Source organism: Pseudovibrio sp. FO-BEG1, from assembly GCF_000236645.1.
Lineage (GTDB): Bacteria > Pseudomonadota > Alphaproteobacteria > Rhizobiales > Stappiaceae > Pseudovibrio.
In genome coordinates, this window is sequence record NC_016642.1 from 2983277 (window position 1) to 3002484 (window position 19208).

Sequence of the window (19208 nt, forward strand, 5' to 3'; positions counted from 1 at the left end):
TGTAAAATGACCGACAACATCTTCAAACTGACAGCTACCGAAGTCGCAGCCGCGATCCGCAACCGCCAGATTTCCAGCTCTGAGGTGATTGACCAGCATCTGGCCCGCATAGATGAAAAAGCTCATCTGAATGCAGTGACCACCCGATATGACGATAAGGCCCGCAAAGCAGCTGAACTGGCAGATCAGGCTGTTGAACGCGGCGATGAACTCGGCCCACTCCACGGCGTACCCGTGACTATCAAGGAAAATGTTGATCAGGAAGGCGCCTCAACCAACAACGGTGTCAAAGCCTTTGCTGGCCTGATCGCCAAACAGGATGCGCCTCTGGTCGAGCGTCTGAAACGGGCAGGGGCCATTCCCATTGGTCGCACGAACACACCGGAAATGTCGTGGCGCTTCCATACAGAAAACGTCCTGTTCGGCCAGACGCTGAACCCGTGGAACCCGGCCCTCACGCCGGGCGGCTCAAGCGGCGGAGCAAGCAGCTCTCTGGCTGCAGGTATCGGCTACATCGCCCACGGCTCAGACCTTTCGGGCTCCATCCGCCTGCCGGCTTTTTGCTGCGGTGTCCTCGGCCTGCGCCCATCCCATGGCCGCATACCGTTTTACAACGCCACCAGCCCGGCAGAGCGCCCCATGACCATCCAGCTGTCCTCCGCCCAAGGCCCGCTCGCACGATCCGTCGATGACCTCAAACTCGCCTATGATGTCATGCGTGGTTATTCTGATCTGGATACGTGGTCTCTGCCAGACATGGACGAGGATAAGTCCTATCCCAACACCGTCGCACTCATCACACCGCCTGATGCTGACCCGAAAATCAACGAGGTGCTGAAACAGGCCGGAGAGGTGCTGGCGCAGCGGGGATACAAGGTGGAGAGCACCTCAATTGACTTCATTCAGGAGGCCTTCGACCGCTACTCCTCTTTGCTGATCACCGAAGTGGCGCTGCAAAAAGAGACAATCATCGACAAGTTCGCCTCAGAGCAGCTGCGCACCGTATTTGAGTACTATACACAATTATCCCCGCCCATGGACTATCACAGCTATGCGCGCGCTTTGGCCTCCAGATCCCACTACCACCGCCTGATTGACCAATTTCAACGCAAATATCCCGTAATCATCGCACCCGTTTGCACAAAAAACGCATTTGAGGCAGGTGCCGACGTTAAATCAGTTGAGAGCCTTGAAGAAATAATAAAAACAACCACTTACCTCGGATCTATGAACTTCCTCGACCTGCCGTCCATGAGCATCCCAAGCAAAGAGAAACATGAGGGTGTTCCAATCGGCATCCAACTCATTGGCCCGCGCTACGGCGAGGAGCATTTATTCAAAACTGCTAAAGTACTGGAGCAAAACGGCTTTATCTCTTCACAGCTGGCAGGTGAAGACGCTGCGTCAAGCATGGCCGATTCTGCGTAACTTCCCTCATTTGCCGTGGTTTCCGGAAATTTAGAATAGAAAACGGGAAGAAATAGACGCCGCCGCCCCATAGGTTTTGCTCAAAGGTGAGCTGCAGGACGTTCGTCTCAAGGCTTTCCGGTTATCCCCTCAAGAACTATGCAACCTGAAGCGCTGGCGAGCCCTTCGGGAAATGGGAGAAAAGCATGGCCCGAAACCCCAAAATTACCTTTGTTGGTGCCGGTTCGACCACCTTCATGAAGAACATTATCGGCGATATTCTGCAGCGTCCCGCGCTGTCTGGAGCACATGTTGCTCTCATGGATATCAACGAAGAGCGCCTTGGTGAATCTGAAATCGTTGCCCGCAAACTGATTGCGACCCTGGGAGTGAGCGCAACTGTTTCAACTCACACCAACCAGATGGAAGCACTTGATTCCGCTGACTTTGTTGTGGTCGCCTTCCAGATCGGCGGCTACGAGCCGTGCACTGTTACCGATTTCGAAATTCCGAAGAAGTACGACCTGCGCCAAACCATCGCCGACACCCTCGGCATCGGCGGCATCATGCGCGGCCTCCGCACCGTTCCGCACCTCTGGAGCATCTGCGAAGATATGCTCAAGGTTTGCCCGGAAGCGGTCATGCTGCAATACGTGAACCCAATGGCGATCAACACTTGGGCCATCGCGCAAAAGTACCCACAAATCAAACAGGTAGGCCTCTGCCACTCTGTTCAGGGTACGGTGAAAGAACTGGCCCACGACCTTGATCTGGATCCTGCAAATATCCGCTACAGATGTGCAGGTATCAATCACATGGCGTTCTATCTGTATCTGGAAGAGATCAAGGAAGACGGCACTTTCGAAGACCTCTACCCACGTCTGATGGAGGGCTATCGTGAAGGCCGTTATCCGAAGCCGTCTACCTGGAATCCACGCTGTCAGAACGTCGTGCGCTACGAAATGCTCACCCGTCTTGGTCACTTCGTGACTGAAAGCTCAGAGCATTTTTCCGAGTATGTTCCGTGGTTTATCAAGCGCGACCGTCCTGATCTTCTGGAGAAGTTCTCCATACCGCTTGATGAATATCCAGTCCGCTGCGTCGAGCAGATCGAACGCTGGAAGTCTCAGGTGGAAGACTACAAGAACGCCGAGAGTATCGAAGTGGAGCGCAGTCAAGAGTACGCTTCCACAATCATGAACTCCATCTGGACTGGCGAACCATCCGTAATCTACGGGAACGTCCAGAACAAAGGCTACATCACCTCCCTGCCGCAGGACTGCGCGGTGGAAGTGCCTTGCCTCGTTGATCGCAACGGCATTCAGCCAACGCATATTAGCAAACTGCCTGCACAGCTGGCTGCACTTATGCGCACCAATATCGGCCCGCAGGAGCTGACAGTTGAAGCTCTCATGACCGAGAACCGTGAGCATATCTACCACGCAGCCATGTTGGATCCGCACACCGCTGCGGAGCTGGATCTGGAGCAGATTTGGGCAATGGTGGACGAGCTTCTGGAAGCGCACAAGGACTGGTTGCCAGCATGGACGCAGAAGCAAGTGCTTGAAACAGCGTAAAAAGAACCTGTGCTTGTTAGAGTAATGCGATGACATAAGCGGTTGTCTGGAACGAGGCAGCCGCTTATGTATATTCTGATATATCAAAGAAGAGTGCCAAGCACTCCCTGGGGGAACAAATGTCTGGGAATGTCACCTTTCATGATCTGAAGGACGCAAGTGTATTCATCACGGGCGGCGGAGCAGGGATCGGCGCGAGCCTCACTGACGGCTTCATGCAACAGGGCGCCAAAGTCGCATTCGTACAGCGCTCAGACGCTTCCGAGTTTGCAGAGCAGATGAAAGAAAAGCACGGCATCGCACCTTTGTTCATCAAGTGTGATGTCACCGATATTGATGCTCTGCAGGCTGCCATTAAACAGGCTGAAGAAGCGCATGGTTCAGTCACCGTGCTGGTCAACAATGCTGCAAACGATACCCGCCATCGCCTGGAAGAGTTCACGCAAGATCAATGGGATGCGTCTATGAACGTAAACTTGCGCCCGCACTTCTTCACCGCTCAGGCAGCTGCAGCTGGTATGAAAGCAGCAGGCGGTGGATCAATCATCAACTTCTCCTCCATCTCCTACATGATGGGCAACGCAGGTTATCCGGCCTACGAGACCTCCAAAGCAGCGATTACCGGCTTGACCCGCGCACTGGCCCGTGAGCTGGGACCGGACAACATCCGCGTCAACGCTTTGATGCCGGGTTGGGTACTCACACAGCGCCAGAAAGACCTCTGGGCAACGCCAGAAGACCTGAAAGCGCATTTAGGCCGTCAGTGCCTGAAGGAGCATCTGGAACCAGACGATATCATTGATGCAACACTGTTTTTGGCGTCAAAAGCCAGCCGCATGATGACCAGTCAGGCGCTTGTGATTGATGGTGGTGTCGTCGTCACTGGCTAAAAGCAAAGAGCGGGTGGGAAACTGCCCGCTATATTTTTCCTATGTTCCGCGCCTGCTTGCGAAACGCCGCTGGGGACGTGCTGAAGTGGTTCTGAAACGCCTCATAAAAGCTTGAAAGCGAACGGAAACCGGAGTCCATGGCAATGGAGAGGATCTTCATTTCAGACTCTGCAAGCAACATGCGCGCATGAGAAAGCCGCACGCGGGTCAGATGCTCCTTGATAGGCAGCCCCACAATCCGCTTGAACAGCGTCATCGCATGGCTTGGTGATAAGCCAACAAATTCAGCAACATCACTGACGGAAATATCGGAGGTGTGGTTCTCGGATATGAACCGTAACATCTCTTCCACATGCAACATGGACTTTCCACGACCCACCACCGTGCTCGACTGACGATAGTCATGATGCAGAGTGTTCCAGCCATCCAGTGCCAATCTGGTAAAGCGCGATGAGATCTCACTCAGCACCAGCTTGCGCCAGTTGATGTCATCTCTTTTGAACTCAGTTGCCCAATGTCCAAAGCGAACAGCATCAATCGGGCAGGGCGCCTTGTTGCAAATCACATCTCCGGAAATGAGTGCATCTGTGATGCGTGTTGGCAGCCCCCACTGCAAGATTTGTGCAAAGGAGATGTAAAGGTTGACCATATCACCATCACCGCGGACATCCACAACACCGTGCGGCGCAGCCCCCCAGAAACAAATCATGTAACCGGGATGTACCGTCACATGACTTCCCGAGAAGGAATAGTCCATTTCACAGTTGATCAGGAAATTGACTTCAATAGAAGCATGATGGTGGTATGGTCTTTTGGAGAAGACATGAGGTTTATGACGCATAATTAAGAAATTATCTGTCGAGGGGATAACGCTCTGGTCCAGATATTGGCGATATAGATCGTCGCTAATACTCAATTATACATCCTCCTCTTACGTCAATATTCAAAGAGCCTAATGAATCGATATTTATACGAGAGTTCGGCTCTCTGTTTTCTCCCATGTGTATAGTATAGAGAAATACGCAGTTTAAAAGCATCTACGAAGAAAATCGGAATTTTTGAGTAGAAAGCCGGAGGAAAATGAACTGCACCGGTGGCCATGATGGTGTTGGGAGTAACGTAAAAGGGGGAGGAATTGATGTCTTCAACAAACCTTGTGTCTAAAATTTGCTTAGCTGCAGGCGTAAGCCTCTGCGCTGTCATGGCAAGTTCGGCACTGGCCGATAAGATGCCGGTTGAGCAGTCCATGTCCACATTGGAATATGAGCTGTTGTCGCGCGGTGATCTGTGGACCTACAAAAAGCTGGATGGGTACAGCGAAGCACCATTCCTGAATGATCTGGTCAAAGCAGGTAAGTTGCCACCAGTCGAAGAGCGCTTGCCAGCAGAACCGCTTGTCATGAAGACCATGGCAATGTCCGATGGTATCGGGGTTTACGGCGGTGTGTTCCGCCATGTGATCGGCGGTCGTCCGGAAGGTTGGAACTGGCTCGCTGGCCAGCATCAGGGCTGGGGCGGCATTAACATGGCCGTTCAGGAATGTCTGGTCCGCAACGGACCGCTCTGGCAGGTTAAAGCTGAAGAACAGTCTGGTCCGCTGCCAAATCTGGCTAAAAGCTGGGAGTGGAGCGAAGACAAGACCGAGCTGACCATGCATCTGGTTGAAGGTATCAAATGGTCAGATGGCGACCCGTTTGATACAGAGGACATCCGCTTCTGGTGGGAAGACAACGTTCTGGATGAAAACGTTGCATCCCGTTTGCCAAAAGGTGGTCTCGGCGACGGCACCACTCTTGAAGTGATTGATGCTTACACATTCAAGTTCACCTTTACCAAGCCGCAAGGCCCGGAAATTCTGAAGTCTCTGGCTTACATTCAGGGCTGCCCTGGACCTGCACACGCTTTAAAAGCAAAGCATCCGAAATACAACAAAGATGCATCCTACGAAGAATATCGCAACGCAATGCCAGCTGATGCGGTGCCACCAGCCGTGCTGGGTGCTTGGGTGCCAGTGCGCCACAAAGCCGATGAGCTGGTCATCCTGCGCCGTAATCCGTTCTATTGGAAAACGGATGAAGCCGGTAATCAGCTGCCATACCTAAACGAGATGCACTTCAAGCTGACCACATGGTCAGACCGTACCACACAGGCGGTGGCTGGCACCGGCGACTTTTCCAACATGGAAAATCCGGGCAACTACGTGGAAGCGCTCAAGCAGACCCTTTCTGCAGATGCGCCAGTTAAAGCCAACTTCGGTCCGCGCGTTCTGTCTTGGCGTTTGGAGTTCAACTTCTCTGAGACCAACGGCGTTCAGGATGAAGTCGATGCAGAACTGCGCAAGTTCTTTAGAAACAAAGACTTCCGCGTCGCTGTCAGTCATGCGCTGGATCGTCAGGCAATCGGCCAGTCCGTTGCGCGTGGTCCGTTCATGTATCCATACTCTGGCGGCTTCTCCAGCGGGTCTCCGTATTACGACTACGACAGCACCGTTTACTATCCGTACGATCTGACAAAAGCCAACGCCATGTTGGATGCTCTGGGCCTGAAAGACACAGATGGCAACGGCATCCGTAACATGCCGGGTACTGGCGCTGATCTGGAAATCGATATGATGACCGATCGCCAGCAGGTAACGGACAAAAAGCAGGCAGACGCTGTCATCCTGATGCTGGCAGAAGCAGGCATCCGCGTCCTCATCCGCAACGTGGATGTAATCGACACCGCGTCCAAGAGCGGCGACTTCAACATGTTGATCCGTCGTAAGGAATGGAACCTGCCAACCCGCGAGACCTGCTATCAGCTTCCAATCGCCAACAGCTGCCCATCACGGCACCTGCCGGGCTCAGATGGCTCACGCAATCTGATGGACTTCGAAGTTGAGATGGTCGACGCCTACAACACCATCCTGTCCAGCTGGGATGCCGTTGAAGCAGCTGAAGCTGCCAAGACAATCCAGCGACTGTGGACCGAAAATGCCTACACCATTGGCACCGTTCAGGCTCCTGCTGCGCTTCTCGTCAACAAGCGCATCAAGAACGCTCACCCTGGCACACCAGTCAACATGTTCGAATGGGCAGAAGACGGTGTGGTGCGTGAGCGCCTCTGGACACCAAAGGATCAGCAGTTGAAAGAACTCCTCCCAGGAACAATCGCTGAATACTAAGGCAGAAAGGGCGGGCCACTTCTGGCCCGCCCTCGTAATAATAAGCAATAAATGCTCATAGCTGGGAGGGCTAGATAGATGGGCCTGTTACGCTTTTTGGCGCAACGTGCAGCTGCAACACTGGTCTTGTTGATTGGGATCTCCATTGTATCCTTCGCAATCATACAAGCCGTACCGGGCGACTACGTTGACATGTGGATGTCAACCACAGCCGCACAAACCGGACAATCCCGTGCAGCTTTGGAACCTCAAGCAGAAATTCTTCGCGCGCAGTTAGGGCTGGATCAGCCCGTTGTTGTGCAGTACTGGCGCTGGATCGTCGGCATTGTCACCGCTGGCAATTTCGGAGACTCGTTCTTCTTCTCCAAACCAGTCACGGAAGTTATCGGCCTGCGTCTGCCACGCACATTGGCTCTGGCATTCACCGCAATGGTGCTCGCCCAGTTCATCGGTGGTGCGCTTGGTGTTTACGCAGCGATGAACCAGTACAAACTTGGCGACACCATTTCGACCATCGTTGCTTTTCTCGGCATCGTCATCCCGAAATTCGTGATCTCGCTGATTATTCTGTATTATCTGGCCTTCGTCTGGCACTCACCCTACATCGGCGCGCTCCAGTCGCCTGAATATCTTCTGCAGGATCATTGGTCCCTTGATAAGCTTTGGGACTTCCTCAAGCACGTCTGGCCAATCTTGCTCATCTCCATCTGGGCAGGGCAGGCATATACGCTGCGCATGATGCGCGGGAACCTGCTGGATGTGATGAAATCCCAGTACATTGAAACTGCTCGCGCTAAGGGCCTGTCCCGCCGCCGCATCATCATGGTGCACGCCATCCCGAATGCACTACACCCTGTCATCATGAACATCGGCAGCCGCTTTGAGTATATGATCAAAGGCGAAATCGAGATTGCAATCGTTCTTGGTGTTCCAACCATTGGTCCGCTGATCCTGTCTTCAGTTGCGGAGCGAGACATGTATGTGGTCGCTGCCATCTTCATGCTCGTCGCCACCATCATGGTGGTTGGAAATTTGGTCGCTGACCTGCTTCTGGCCGTTGTAGACCCACGTGTCCGTCAGGCTGCAATGGAAGGAAACACGTGATGACCCAGATTGATAGCGATGCAATTGAACACGGCAGTGTAGATGCGCAGCAACTGGCAGAAGACCGGCCTTCCATTTCGTACTGGGGCCTCGTCGTTCGCCGCTTCGTCCGCAACAAATACGGCATGGTCGGCTTCATTGCCTGCATGCTGATTTTCCTGACGGCCATTTTCGCGGGCTTCATCGCGCCATATGGACCGCAGACAGCCAACCGTGCGGCGTTGTACTCACCGCCGCAAACACTTCATTTCTTCACACCAGACGGTAGTTTGACCTCGCCATACGTCACCGGCTTCAAAGAAGAAATGAACATGCAGACCTTCGAGATCACATTCGTACCTGATCTCGATAAGATCTCCTATGTCTCTCTCTTTGTGGAAGGGGAGCCCTGGCAGTTTCTGGGCATGACCTTCAACACCCACCTGTTCGGCACAACAGACGGCAGCAAGTTCCACATTCTGGGCACGGACAATCTGGGACGTGATGTGTACTCCCGTATGATCTACGGCACTCGAATCACACTGCTCATGGCACTGCTGGTGATGGGCTCCGCTTGCGTGATTGGCATCATTATGGGCGTCAGCTCAGGCTACTTCGGCGGGCTTTATGATCTGGTCGTCCAGCGACTGGTGGAGTTCATCAAAGCATTCCCGGATCTGCCGCTCTATCTGGCTCTGGTTGCCTTGCTGCCGCGCCGCGCTGAACCGATCACCATCTTCATCATGTTCGCATGCATTCTCGTACTGCTGAGATGGGCGGATCTCTGCCGTGAGCTGCGCGGTAAAGTCTTCTCCATGCGCAATCTGGAGTATGTCCGGGCCGCTGAAGCTGTTGGCGCATCCAACAGCCGTATCATCGGTGCTCATATTGTGCCGAATACATCGTCACACATCATCGTCTGGGCGACTTACCAGCTGCCGGAAATCATCTTGCTGGAAAGCTTCCTGTCGTTCCTCGGTGTGGGCATTCAGCAGCCGATGGTCTCTTGGGGCAGCATGCTCAACCAGATCCTCGACTTTCAGTCCTTCAGCGCCGCGCCATGGATGATGGCACCAGTTGCGATGATCATCATTTCCGTACTCGCCTTCAACGCCGCTGGCGATGGCCTTCGTGATGCAATGGATCCCTACAGCAATGCCTAGTATCGACCAAACACAACACAAAGACCTTCTCACCATCCGCGATGTGGCCGTCAGCTTCAAGACCGTGACGGGAACAGTGGAGGCGGTGAAAGGCGTCAGCTACTCCGTGGCAAAGGGCGAAACGCTGGCCGTGGTGGGCGAGTCCGGCTCTGGCAAGTCCGTCACCGCCCGCGCGATCATGGGTATGCTGGCTGAAAACGCCACTTTGGCGAAAGGCTCGCACATCCAGTTTGATGACCGTGATCTTGCAAGGATGAGTGAGCTGGAGCTGCAAAAGATCCGCGGCAACCGTATTTCCATGATCTTTCAGGAACCACTCACCAGCCTCAATCCGGTCTATCGCATCGGCGATCAGATCATCGAGATGATCCGCTCTCATCGCAAAATCTCGAAGGCAGATGCCAAAATCGAAGCCATCCGCATGCTGGATGAGGTGAAGATCCCAGATCCCGAAGTCCGCTTCAGCCAGTATCCGCACCAGCTCTCAGGTGGCCAGCGCCAGCGTGTCATGATTGCCATGGCATTGGCAAATGAGCCGGATCTTCTGATTGCAGATGAGCCAACCACGGCGCTGGACGTTACAGTGCAGGCCGAAATCCTGAAGCTCATGAAAGAGCTACAGCAGCGCCACAACATGGCAATCATCCTCATCACCCACGACCTCAATGTGGTGCGTCAAGTGAGTGATCGTGTTTGTGTTATGCGGGCAGGGAAACTGGTGGAGACCGGAACGACCAAAGAGGTCTTTGAAACACCATCCCACCCGTACACCCAGCATCTGATTGCCAGTGAGCCAACAGGCTCGCCGGATGAGCTGGAAGAGGGGCTGTATGATCTGCTGCAGGCAGATAAAGTGCGGGTCACGTTCAAATCCAAACACGGCAGCTTCTTTAACCGTAAAACCAAGGAACTGGTCGCGGTCAATGACATTTCTCTCAAAATCAAATCAGGCGAAACGCTTGGGATCGTAGGGGAGTCTGGATCAGGCAAGTCCACTCTGGGCATGTCGATCCTGCAGCTTCTGAAAGCTGATGCTGGTGCCATCACCTTTGATGGCAGCCGGATCGATAACCTGACCAAGAAGGAGCTGAAACCGCTCAGAACAGACCTGCAAGTGGTCTTTCAGGATCCGTTTTCTTCGCTCAACCCGCGTATGGTCGTGGGTGAGATTGTGGGCGAGGGTCTTAAGGTCAATGGCATCGGCGGCAGTCATAAAGAGCGTCAGTCCATGGTCGCAGAAGCTCTAGATGCTGTGCAGATGCCGCGCAGCACCATGGATCGCTTTCCTCACGAGTTCTCTGGCGGACAGCGCCAGAGGATCGCCATTGCGCGCTCCATCGTTTTAAAGCCCAAGTTCATCCTGTTGGATGAGCCAACGTCTGCGCTGGATCTATCCATTCAGGCGCAGATCATCGACCTGCTGAAAGACCTACGCGACAAGCTGAAGCTGAGCTATCTCTTCATCAGTCATGATCTGAAAGTCGTTAAAGCCTTGTGCCATAACGTGATGGTCATGCAGCACGGCAATGTGGTGGAGGCTGGCAAAACGCTGGATGTTCTGCACAGACCGCAAACCGAATACACGCAGCGGCTGGTTTCCGCGGCGTATCTCTAAGAGTTCCGATGGCGGCGTGCATCGTCGCCATCACTGTCCCTTCAGTGCGCTGCCTTGAGTTTTCTGAGGAAGTACCAAAGCACCCCAACCACCAACGGCACGGATGCCGCCATGCCCACAGCGGGATCAATCGGCGACCCAAGCGTCTTGGCACCTTTCAGCGCATACCCAATCAGACTGATCACATAATATGAGATCGCCGCGATGGAGAGGCCTTCTACGGTCTGCTGCAAGCGCAACTGAAACTTGGCACGCTGATCCATCGAGCTCAACAGATCCCGGTTCTGCCGTTCCAGCTCCACATCCACCCGGGCCCGCAGCAAACCCACTGCACGCGTCAGCTTACGGGATAGGTTGGCCTGTCGCTCCTCAATGGCTCGGCAAGTCTGCATGGCAGGGGCGAGCCGGCGGTTCAAAAAACGCCCAATCATGTCGTAACCAGAAACGCTGGCCTCTCCCAGTGTCTCAAGACGACGCCTCACAATGTCAGAGTAAGCTCGCGTCGCCCCAAACCGGAAAAGGCTTTCCATCGCAGAGGCTTCCAGATCAGCGGCCAGCGTGGACAGCTCTGACAAAAGCTCTTCGTTTTGAGCCAGTGACTGTGGCTCTTTACTGCCGGAACTGCGAAGTTGCGAGGTGATCTGAACCAACTCATCTTCAATCCGGCTGACGATGACCTGCTGCTTGCGCGCTTCATAAAGCCCCAGCAGAGAAAGTGTTTTGTATGTTTCGAGTTCCAACACCCGCCGCACAGTTGCACCGAGTTCCAATGGAGAAAGCCCATGATCCAGCAGCAGAAAGGAAACAATGCCTTCCTCATTGGCCCGAAAGTCAGTCACTAACGTCGCGCGCCCTTCAATCACTTCAGAGACACTTAGACTAGCTTGGTTGAACTCTTCAAACAGGTCTTCTGAGAGTGAGGAGGCAGCGGTTTTTACGGTCAGCTGAACAGCAGCAATCAGCTCGCCGGGAGGAGAGAGTTTGCCACTGGCGAACAAAGAGGAGCTGATAGACTGATCATAACTGAGAGCTGCTTTCAGAGGCTTTTCAACGGCATAGGTCGAAAACTCGCTATGTTGCTCCCAGCGCAGTGAATAGCCCTCAAAGGCATGGTGCAAATAATGCTCTGAGGCCTCATCAGAATGCTCACCAGTAAACGTGGAAAGCGCCTGTCGCTCCGCGTGTTTGCAGTCCTGATCCACCATGAACGCATACTGCAAAATCTGCCATTCACCGTGGATCGGCACAAATGGGCGTGCATGGACTTCCGCAAGAATAGCTTGTCGAAGCGGATGTTCAGCAAATGGCTGAGTTGCAGGTATTGCCTCCAACAGATCGTCTAGTTCACTCAATGCGCCCTCATGATCTTCATGCCCGAAAGGTTGAGTGTGAAGCAGACAGCATTTGCGATCTACACAAAACTACGTATTGCGCGCGATTGTCGCAGGGCAGTCGTTGCAAACAATACGAAATCTAAGTCGAATTCTTAGGGTTCATCACAGTGAACTCTAAGACTTGTAAACTAAACACAGCGCCCAAAACATCACCTGTTGAGGGCTGAATATGAGAGTGCCACTTGCTGCGGTCCTGTTGACCTGTTCTACCGCTCTGGCTTGGGCAGAGCCTGATTTTCCTCAAAAAAACAATCGATGGTTCGAGGCTGCGGAAGCTGAAATCCAGAGCAAACTGGCTCGACAACCCATCACAAAGCCTGCCAAAAACATCATCCTGATGATCGCGGATGGCAATGGCATCGCAACCAACTACGCCACACGCATCTTTCAGGGCCAGCAAAACGGTTTGCTGGGGGAAGAAAACGTTCTGCCTCAGGAAGCCTTTCCTCACAGCGCATTGGTCAAGACCTACAACGTCAATGCGCAAACACCAGATTCAGCTGGAACAGGTACTGCTTTCCATTCAGGGGTCAAAACCAAATCTGGTGTGCTGGGTGTCGATGAGACGGTGAACTTCGCCGATTGCGCCGCAGTGGAAGCGGGCCGTGTCGCGACCATTGCTGAAGTTCTGGCCGCCCAGGGCAAGGCTGTTGGCATCATCACAACGGCCAGCCTGACCGATGCAACACCAGCTTCAGCTTATGCTCACGTTGCCTCAAGGCGTTATGAGGATGATGCCAGCGTGCCGGACGGCTGTGATGTTCCTGATATCGCTGTACAGCTGCTGAAGCAGATCAAAAACGGCACCATCGACATCGCTATGGGAGGAGGGCGCCGCCACATGCTCCCTGAAACGGCAACAGACAAAGACAGCAAAGATCGAAACCGCAGAGATGGCCGCAATCTCATTGACGAAGCCAAAGAGTTTGGCGTCACCTATGTGTGGGATGAAAAGTCTTTCAGCGAACTTGATCCATCCGCGGGCAAGCCGGTGCTTGGTGTTTTCAGTTCAGGTCACATGGATTACGACTATGACCGAAAAGACCAGCCATCCCTCGCAGAAATGGTGAAACTGACCATTGAATCGCTGCAGGATAATGAAAATGGCTTCTATATGCTGGTGGAAGGAGGCCGTGTTGACCATGCCAATCATGCCGGAAACCTCTTCCGCGCTTTGACTGATGGCGTTGCTTTTGCTGAAGCAGTCGCCATGGCAGAGCAGATGACCAGTGATCAGGACACGCTGATTATCGTGACAGCAGACCACGCCCACACGCTCTCTTTCAATGGCTATTGTGGACGCGGCTCACCCATCAATGGCCTGTGCATGGGCATCGACAACAACGGCGTCAAACACACTGATGAAATGCTTCTGGGACTGGATGGCAAGCCCTTCACTGTTGCTGGTTATCTGAACGGCACAGGCTCAATTCTGACAGAAGAAAACAACTGGTTTGGCACACGTCCTGTCGTCTCTCAGGAAGAAGCGCTGGACTCGGAGTACAAGCAACAATCGCTGCTTCCGCTGGACAAGGAAACACATGCTGGAACGGATGTTGCTGTCTATGCCAAAGGCCCATGGGCGCACCTGTTTGATGGCACGATTGAGCAGAACTACATCTTCAACGTCATGAACTACGCCGCCAACGCCAAAGAAGAGGAATGAAGGCGCCTGGTACCTTGGTGTATCATGCACAATATCGACTTTGGCATCTCTCGGACCTTGCGAAAATTTGTCGGGGGATCAGGTCAGTTTAACCTCGAAATGCACACTGACCTGACGTAGGTTTCGGGCTCATTTTGCAAAAGTGAGTTCCGATGATTGAGTTCGAAAAGAAGTTGGAAGCCGCGCTGAAAGCGCATGATCAGAGCGATGATGCCAGTCATGACCTCTACCACGCCCGCCGCGTAAAATTGGCTGCGCTGGATATCGCTGGCCGTCGTGGCGAAGGGGACGAGGAAGTGCTTGTTGCTGCGGCCTATTTGCATGATCTGGTCAACGTTCCCAAGAACTCCCCGGACCGCGCAAAAGCCTCCAAGCTCTCCGCAGACGCCGCTGAGCCAATCCTTCAGGAACTCAGCGTATCTGCAGATAAAATCGAACGGATCAAACATGCGATTGAAGCGCACAGCTTCTCAGCGGAAATTGAGCCACAAACCATCGAGGCCAAGATCTTGCAGGACGCAGATCGTCTGGAGTCCCTCGGGGCTATCGGCATCGCGCGCACGTTCTACATCGCCAAAACCATGAACTCCAACCTGTTCCATGGTGGTGACCTGTTCGCCAGTGAGCGTGAGCTTGATGACAAAGCCTTCGGTGTCGATCACTTCGCACTGAAGCTGCTGAAATTGCACAAAACCATGCAGACCAAAGAAGGCCGTGAAGTCGCCCGCGAACGCACCGACTACATGATTGGTTTCCTGAAGCAACTGGCCGCTGAAACAGGCTTTACCTATCCTGAAAGCCATGATCTCTGGATCGAAGAAGAAGCGCCGAAAGTCGTCTCCTGAACCTCAGTCCTGAAAGGACTTGAGAGACGGGAAAGTGATATCCGGATCCTGGATGGTCTGCTCGAATGGGCCATCCGGATGTTCCATGGTTTTCAGCAGGTTGGTACCCAGCAGAACGCCAGCTTCTTGAATGTCTTCGCTGATGTTGTCGATGTGCGGATCAATCTGATGCAGCGTCTGCGAACTTGATTTCACCACAGCATCAAAATCCAGCCCACGGGCTTTCCCAGCCTGACGATAGCCGTTTGCAATCGCAAGGAAGGATGTCTCACCTGGACAGATGAACCCATCCGGGGCTTCCGGGGAACTGGCGATGTTCTTCGCCCATTCAAACACCTCCGGCATATCTGAATCCAGACTGATCCCACCCGGAATATAGCTCTGCAGCCCTTCCTGACGGATGGCGCGCATATAGCCGTAGTTCAGATGCTGGTGGAAGGTGAACTGGTTAGGGGGCAGAATAATGCAAATCCGCCGCCGCCCTTTCTGCATCAAACGCAGCACAGATTCGTAGGCAAACTTCTCGTTGTCATAGTCAACATAGGAGTGCTGATAGCCGAACTCGGTCCGCCCATGAGTGGTGAACGGAAAACTGCGCTCCCGAAGAAACCGCACCCGCTCATCAAAAGGCCGCGTCCGCGAGAAGATGATTCCGTCCGCCAGCTTATTGCGCACGATGTACTCAACCGGCTCAATCGGATCACCGCCAAGAAACTGCGGTGTCACATTCAGATGATAATCCGTCCCCGCCAAAGCATGGGCCACACCGGTGATCAGGGAGTTCCCAAACCCGAGGATTTCGTTGTGTGGATCGAGAATCAGCGAAACAACTTTGGTCTTGCCCGTACGCAACCTTTGAGCGGCGCGGTCAGGAACATAGCCGATTTCTTCAGCAACTTTACTTACGCGCAGGCGGGTTGCCTGTGCAATCTTTTCATCCCCCTGAAGCGCCCGCGAGACAGTTGTCACCGCAAGACCGGTGATTTCCGCAATTGTCTTCTGCGTCGGTTTCGAAGCGGAGTGAGAGGAGGAAATTGTTGGTTTTTTCGTCGGCATATGAAACCAGTTTACCTCCCGTAAGTCAGCCAGATCTTCATTATAACGATGCAACAAATTCAGTGAGTAGCATTTGATACAAAAAAGATCATTCAAGTCAATGGCTTCACTTTTGGCATTGACAGATCCGATATTTGTAACGTTATAAGTACTATGTTAGTCGTATTTTTGTGTAGAAATTTTAAGTTGTGATCGGGAGGCAACACATGCACAAACTACTAGTGAAAACCACATCCGCTCTGGCACTGCTGGCTGCAACAGCAACCACATCCGTAGCGGCAGACGTGGAAGTTCTGCACTGGTGGACTTCAGGCGGTGAAGCGGCTGCGCTGAACGTACTGAAGAAAGACTTGGAATCTCAGGGCATCGGTTGGGCTGATATGCCTGTAGCAGGCGGCGGCGGTGAATCCGCAATGACCGTTCTGCGTGCACGCGTAACAGCTGGCAACGCGCCAACTGCAGTTCAGATGCTCGGTTTCGACATCCAGGACTGGGCGAAAGAAGGCGCTCTGGCTGACCTGAACGCAGTTGCTGCAAAAGAAGGCTGGGACAAAGTTGTTCCTGCTGCTCTTCAGCGTTTTGCGAAGTACGATGGCAAGTGGATCTCCGCGCCAGTAAACGTACACTCCACCAACTGGGTATGGGCAAACAAAGCAGTGCTGGACAAGCACGGCATTGCAGCTCCAACCACTTGGGAAGAGTTCACTGCGGCGCTTGATAAGCTGAAAGCAGCTGGCGTTACTCCACTGGCACACGGCGGTCAGGCTTGGCAGGACGCAACCCTGTTCGACGCAATCGTCATGAGCACCGGTGGCGCAGACTTCTATAAAGCTGCATTCATCGATCTGGACGAAGCTGCTCTTGGTTCTGACACCATGAAAGAAGCGTTTGACCGCATGGCAGTCCTGCGCGCAAACGTTGACGAAAACTTCTCCGGTCGTGATTGGAACCTTGCAACTGCAATGGTCATCAACGGCGAAGCTGGTTTCCAGATGATGGGTGACTGGGCAAAGGGTGAGTTCCTCGGCGCTGGCAAAAAGCCGGGCGAAGACTTCCTCTGCTTCCGTTTCCCTGGCACTCAGGACAAAGTAACCTTCAACGCTGATCAGTTCGCAATGTTCGATCAGGGCGGTGAAGTGTCCAAAGAGCAGGCAGCTCTGGCAAGCGCGATCCTTTCGCCAACCTTCCAGTCTGCGTTTAACGTAGTGAAGGGTTCTGTTCCTGCACGTACCGACGTTTCCGACGAAGCGTTTGATGCATGTGCAAAGCAGGGCATGAAAGACCTGGCAGCAGCTGCAGCAAGCGGCAACCTCTTCGGTTCCATGGCGCATGGCCACTCTGCACCAGCATCCGTGAAAAACGCCATTTATGACGTTGTAACTGCACACTTTAACGGTGAGTACGACTCCGCTACCGCTGTTGAAGAGCTGGTAGACGCTGTCTCCATCGCGAAGTAATTTTAAGTGGGGCCGATGCGTCGGCCCCATTTTTCCCAAAACAACATAAAATCTGGGGGCAGGGATCATGGTCGACCAGACCACTTCATCCGTTGCCATGGCCGCTGACTACCAGGCGCCAACGGCAGTAAAACCGGACCTGCGGACAAGACTCCAAAATCTCATTCCAAAACTGGTGCTATCACCCTCCTTGGCTCTGATCTTAGTCTTTGTCTATGGATTTATCATTTTCTCCGTATATCTCTCCTTCACAGGAAGCCGCATCCTGCCGGTTTATGACTGGGTAGGGCTGGAGAACTATGAAAAGCTATTCCGGCTGCGGCATTGGTCCATTGCCATCAAAAACCTCGGCATCTTCGCTGGTCTGTACATCGCAATCTGTACAGCCATCGGCTTGAGCCTTGCGATTTTTCTGGATCAGAAAATCCGTGGTGAGGGCTTCTTGCGTCCAATCTTCCTGTATCCGATGGCGCTCAGCTTCATCGTGACAGGGACAGCGTGGAAATGGTTCCTCGATCCGGGCATCGGCCTTGAGCACACCATGCACCTGTGGGGCTGGGAAAGCTTCGAGTTCGACTGGATCAAAAACCGCGACTTTGCAATCTACACCGTTGTGATTGCTGCGGTCTGGCAAACATCTGGCTTTGTGATGGCCATGTTCCTGGCTGGTTTGCGCGGCATCGATAATGAGATCCTCAAAGCAGCTCAGATCGACGGTGCGTCCAACTGGAACATGTACCGCCGCATCATCATTCCGCAGCTGCGTCCAGCATTCCTGTCAGCCTTCGTGATCCTGTCACACCTCGCCATCAAGTCCTACGACCTTGTCGTGGCATTGACTGGTGGTGGACCGGGCCGCGCTACTGAGGTGCCAGCGACCTTCATGTACTCGTACACCTTCACGCGCAACCAGATGGGTATTGGTGCCAGCTCCGCTGTTATCATGCTCATGACCATTGCCGCGATCATGGTGCCGTACCTTTATGCCGAACTGCGGGAGAAAAAATAATGTCCGTAGCCTCGACAGATAATGCCATCAACACTGGGCGCATCACGCGCGCGTTCATCTACCTGATGTTGATCCTGTTCGCCACGTTCTACCTGCTGCCTTTCGGCATCATGGTCATCAACTCCGTGAAGCCGCTCTCTGAAATCACAGGCGGCAACATGATGGCGCTGCCTCAGGTCTTCACACTGGAACCATGGCTGAAAGCCTGGAACAGCGCGCAGATCGGCGTTGAGCCAACAGGACTGAAACCGTACTTCTGGAACTCCCTGAAAATGGTGTTCCCGGCTGTTGCGATTTCAACTGTTCTGGGTGCTTTGAATGGCTACGTGCTGACCAAATGGCGCTTTAAAGGGGATACCATCCTGTTCGGTCTGATGCTGTTTGCCTGCTTCATTCCGTTCCAGATCGTGCTGATCCCAATGGCGCGTGTGCTTGGTTTCCTCGGCATCGCAGGCTCCACACCAGGTCTTGTTCTGGTGCACGTGGTCTACGGCCTTGGCTTCACCACGCTGTACTTCAGAAACTACTATCAGGTGTTCCCAACAGAGCTGATCCGCGCAGCACAGATTGATGGGGCAGGGTTCTTCCGCATCTTCTGGCGCATCATGCTGCCAAGTTCAGGTCCAATCATCGTGGTTTCCGTCATCTGGCAGTTCACCAACATCTGGAATGACTTCCTGTTTGGTGCGTCCTTTGCGGACCTTGATAGTCAGCCAATGACCGTGGCTCTGAACAACCTCGTCAGCTCTTCAACGGGCGTCAAAGAATATAACGTTCATTTTGCCGGAGCGATCCTCGCCGCATTGCCGACACTGCTCGTGTACATCGTGGCTGGCCGCTACTTCGTAAGAGGCCTGATGGCCGGATCGGTGAAGGGATAAGA

The 19208-nt window shown here is 53.5% G+C and carries 15 protein-coding genes; 12 read left to right on the plus strand and 3 right to left on the minus strand.

Features of this window, described 5'->3' with window-relative positions; all coding sequences use genetic code 11:
• The first annotated feature begins 6 nt into the window (after positions 1 to 6).
• The 3 genes from PSE_RS13665 to PSE_RS13675 all read left to right on the plus strand — a co-directional run bounded on the left by PSE_RS13665 (position 7) and on the right by PSE_RS13675 (position 3874).
• Positions 7 to 1428 (plus strand): amidase, encoded by a 1422-nt coding sequence (locus PSE_RS13665; RefSeq protein WP_014285394.1) that lies wholly within the window; start codon positions 7 to 9, stop codon positions 1426 to 1428.
• A gap of 185 nt (positions 1429 to 1613) precedes the next feature.
• Positions 1614 to 2984, plus strand: coding sequence for an alpha-glucosidase/alpha-galactosidase (locus tag PSE_RS13670; protein ID WP_014285395.1), 1371 nt, complete (start codon positions 1614 to 1616; stop codon positions 2982 to 2984).
• Between the two features lie 119 nt (positions 2985 to 3103).
• Positions 3104 to 3874 (plus strand): SDR family NAD(P)-dependent oxidoreductase, encoded by a 771-nt coding sequence (locus PSE_RS13675; RefSeq protein ID WP_014285396.1) that lies wholly within the window; start codon positions 3104 to 3106, stop codon positions 3872 to 3874.
• Between the two features lie 28 nt (positions 3875 to 3902).
• Here PSE_RS13675 and PSE_RS13680 read toward each other — a convergent pair whose 3' ends face one another.
• Positions 3903 to 4790, minus strand: coding sequence for a helix-turn-helix domain-containing protein (locus tag PSE_RS13680; RefSeq protein WP_208997934.1), 888 nt, complete (start codon positions 4788 to 4790; stop codon positions 3903 to 3905).
• Positions 4791 to 5012: 222 nt separating this feature from the next.
• Here PSE_RS13680 and PSE_RS13685 point away from each other — a divergent pair, with 222 nt between their 5' ends.
• The 4 genes from PSE_RS13685 to PSE_RS13700 all read left to right on the plus strand — a co-directional run bounded on the left by PSE_RS13685 (position 5013) and on the right by PSE_RS13700 (position 10898).
• Positions 5013 to 7037 (plus strand): ABC transporter substrate-binding protein, encoded by a 2025-nt coding sequence (locus PSE_RS13685; protein ID WP_041768485.1) that lies wholly within the window; start codon positions 5013 to 5015, stop codon positions 7035 to 7037.
• Positions 7038 to 7115: 78 nt separating this feature from the next.
• Positions 7116 to 8141: an ABC transporter permease gene (locus PSE_RS13690; RefSeq protein ID WP_014285399.1), complete on the plus strand. Its 1026-nt coding sequence runs from the start codon at positions 7116 to 7118 to the stop codon at positions 8139 to 8141.
• On the plus strand, positions 8141 to 9283 hold the full coding sequence (locus tag PSE_RS13695; RefSeq protein WP_014285400.1) for an ABC transporter permease: 1143 nt from the start codon (positions 8141 to 8143) through the stop codon (positions 9281 to 9283). The genes PSE_RS13690 and PSE_RS13695 overlap by 1 nt, the downstream gene beginning before the upstream one ends.
• Positions 9237 to 10898 (plus strand): ABC transporter ATP-binding protein, encoded by a 1662-nt coding sequence (locus tag PSE_RS13700; protein WP_371260878.1) that lies wholly within the window; start codon positions 9237 to 9239, stop codon positions 10896 to 10898. The genes PSE_RS13695 and PSE_RS13700 overlap by 47 nt, the downstream gene beginning before the upstream one ends.
• Positions 10899 to 10939: 41 nt before the next feature.
• Here PSE_RS13700 and PSE_RS13705 read toward each other — a convergent pair whose 3' ends face one another.
• On the minus strand, positions 10940 to 12250 hold the full coding sequence (locus tag PSE_RS13705) for a DUF3422 family protein (RefSeq protein ID WP_014285402.1): 1311 nt from the start codon (positions 12248 to 12250) through the stop codon (positions 10940 to 10942).
• 211 nt (positions 12251 to 12461) lie between these two features.
• Between PSE_RS13705 and PSE_RS13710 the strand changes: the two genes are divergently transcribed.
• Positions 12462 to 13958, plus strand: a complete 1497-nt coding sequence (locus PSE_RS13710) for an alkaline phosphatase (protein WP_014285403.1) — start codon at positions 12462 to 12464, stop codon at positions 13956 to 13958.
• A gap of 152 nt (positions 13959 to 14110) precedes the next feature.
• Positions 14111 to 14803, plus strand: coding sequence for an HD domain-containing protein (locus tag PSE_RS13715; protein ID WP_014285404.1), 693 nt, complete (start codon positions 14111 to 14113; stop codon positions 14801 to 14803).
• A gap of 3 nt (positions 14804 to 14806) precedes the next feature.
• Here the strand turns inward: PSE_RS13715 and PSE_RS13720 are convergent, their stop codons facing one another.
• On the minus strand, positions 14807 to 15859 hold the full coding sequence (locus tag PSE_RS13720; RefSeq protein WP_008546830.1) for a LacI family transcriptional regulator: 1053 nt from the start codon (positions 15857 to 15859) through the stop codon (positions 14807 to 14809).
• 206 nt (positions 15860 to 16065) lie between these two features.
• Between PSE_RS13720 and PSE_RS13725 the strand changes: the two genes are divergently transcribed.
• The 3 genes from PSE_RS13725 (at position 16066) to PSE_RS13735 (ending at position 19206) form a co-directional block, all read left to right on the plus strand.
• The gene (locus tag PSE_RS13725) at positions 16066 to 17316 is read left to right on the plus strand and encodes an ABC transporter substrate-binding protein (RefSeq protein WP_041768487.1); all 1251 of its coding nucleotides are present in this window, start codon (positions 16066 to 16068) and stop codon (positions 17314 to 17316) included.
• Between the two features lie 64 nt (positions 17317 to 17380).
• Positions 17381 to 18325, plus strand: a complete 945-nt coding sequence (locus PSE_RS13730) for a carbohydrate ABC transporter permease (RefSeq protein ID WP_371260879.1) — start codon at positions 17381 to 17383, stop codon at positions 18323 to 18325.
• A complete protein-coding gene (locus PSE_RS13735; protein ID WP_014285408.1) occupies positions 18325 to 19206 on the plus strand; it encodes a carbohydrate ABC transporter permease in 882 nt (293 codons plus the stop codon). Before PSE_RS13730 ends, PSE_RS13735 begins: the two co-directional genes overlap by 1 nt.
• Positions 19207 to 19208 lie beyond the last annotated feature (2 nt).

Bases quoted from the DNA above. Each gene is read 5' to 3' on its own strand.
- PSE_RS13675 (WP_014285396.1), top strand. From the start codon at position 3,104: ATGTCTGGGAATGTCACCTTTCATGATCTGAAGGACGCAAGTGTATTC.
- PSE_RS13710 (WP_014285403.1), top strand. From the start codon at position 12,462: ATGAGAGTGCCACTTGCTGCGGTCCTGTTGACCTGTTCTACCGCTCTG.
- PSE_RS13695 (WP_014285400.1), top strand. From the start codon at position 8,141: ATGACCCAGATTGATAGCGATGCAATTGAACACGGCAGTGTAGATGCG.
- PSE_RS13685 (WP_041768485.1), top strand. From the start codon at position 5,013: ATGTCTTCAACAAACCTTGTGTCTAAAATTTGCTTAGCTGCAGGCGTA.
- PSE_RS13715 (WP_014285404.1), top strand. From the start codon at position 14,111: ATGATTGAGTTCGAAAAGAAGTTGGAAGCCGCGCTGAAAGCGCATGAT.
- PSE_RS13720 (WP_008546830.1), bottom strand. From the start codon at position 15,859: ATGCCGACGAAAAAACCAACAATTTCCTCCTCTCACTCCGCTTCGAAA.
- PSE_RS13665 (WP_014285394.1), top strand. From the start codon at position 7: ATGACCGACAACATCTTCAAACTGACAGCTACCGAAGTCGCAGCCGCG.
- PSE_RS13690 (WP_014285399.1), top strand. From the start codon at position 7,116: ATGGGCCTGTTACGCTTTTTGGCGCAACGTGCAGCTGCAACACTGGTC.
- PSE_RS13670 (WP_014285395.1), top strand. From the start codon at position 1,614: ATGGCCCGAAACCCCAAAATTACCTTTGTTGGTGCCGGTTCGACCACC.
- PSE_RS13725 (WP_041768487.1), top strand. From the start codon at position 16,066: ATGCACAAACTACTAGTGAAAACCACATCCGCTCTGGCACTGCTGGCT.
- PSE_RS13735 (WP_014285408.1), top strand. From the start codon at position 18,325: ATGTCCGTAGCCTCGACAGATAATGCCATCAACACTGGGCGCATCACG.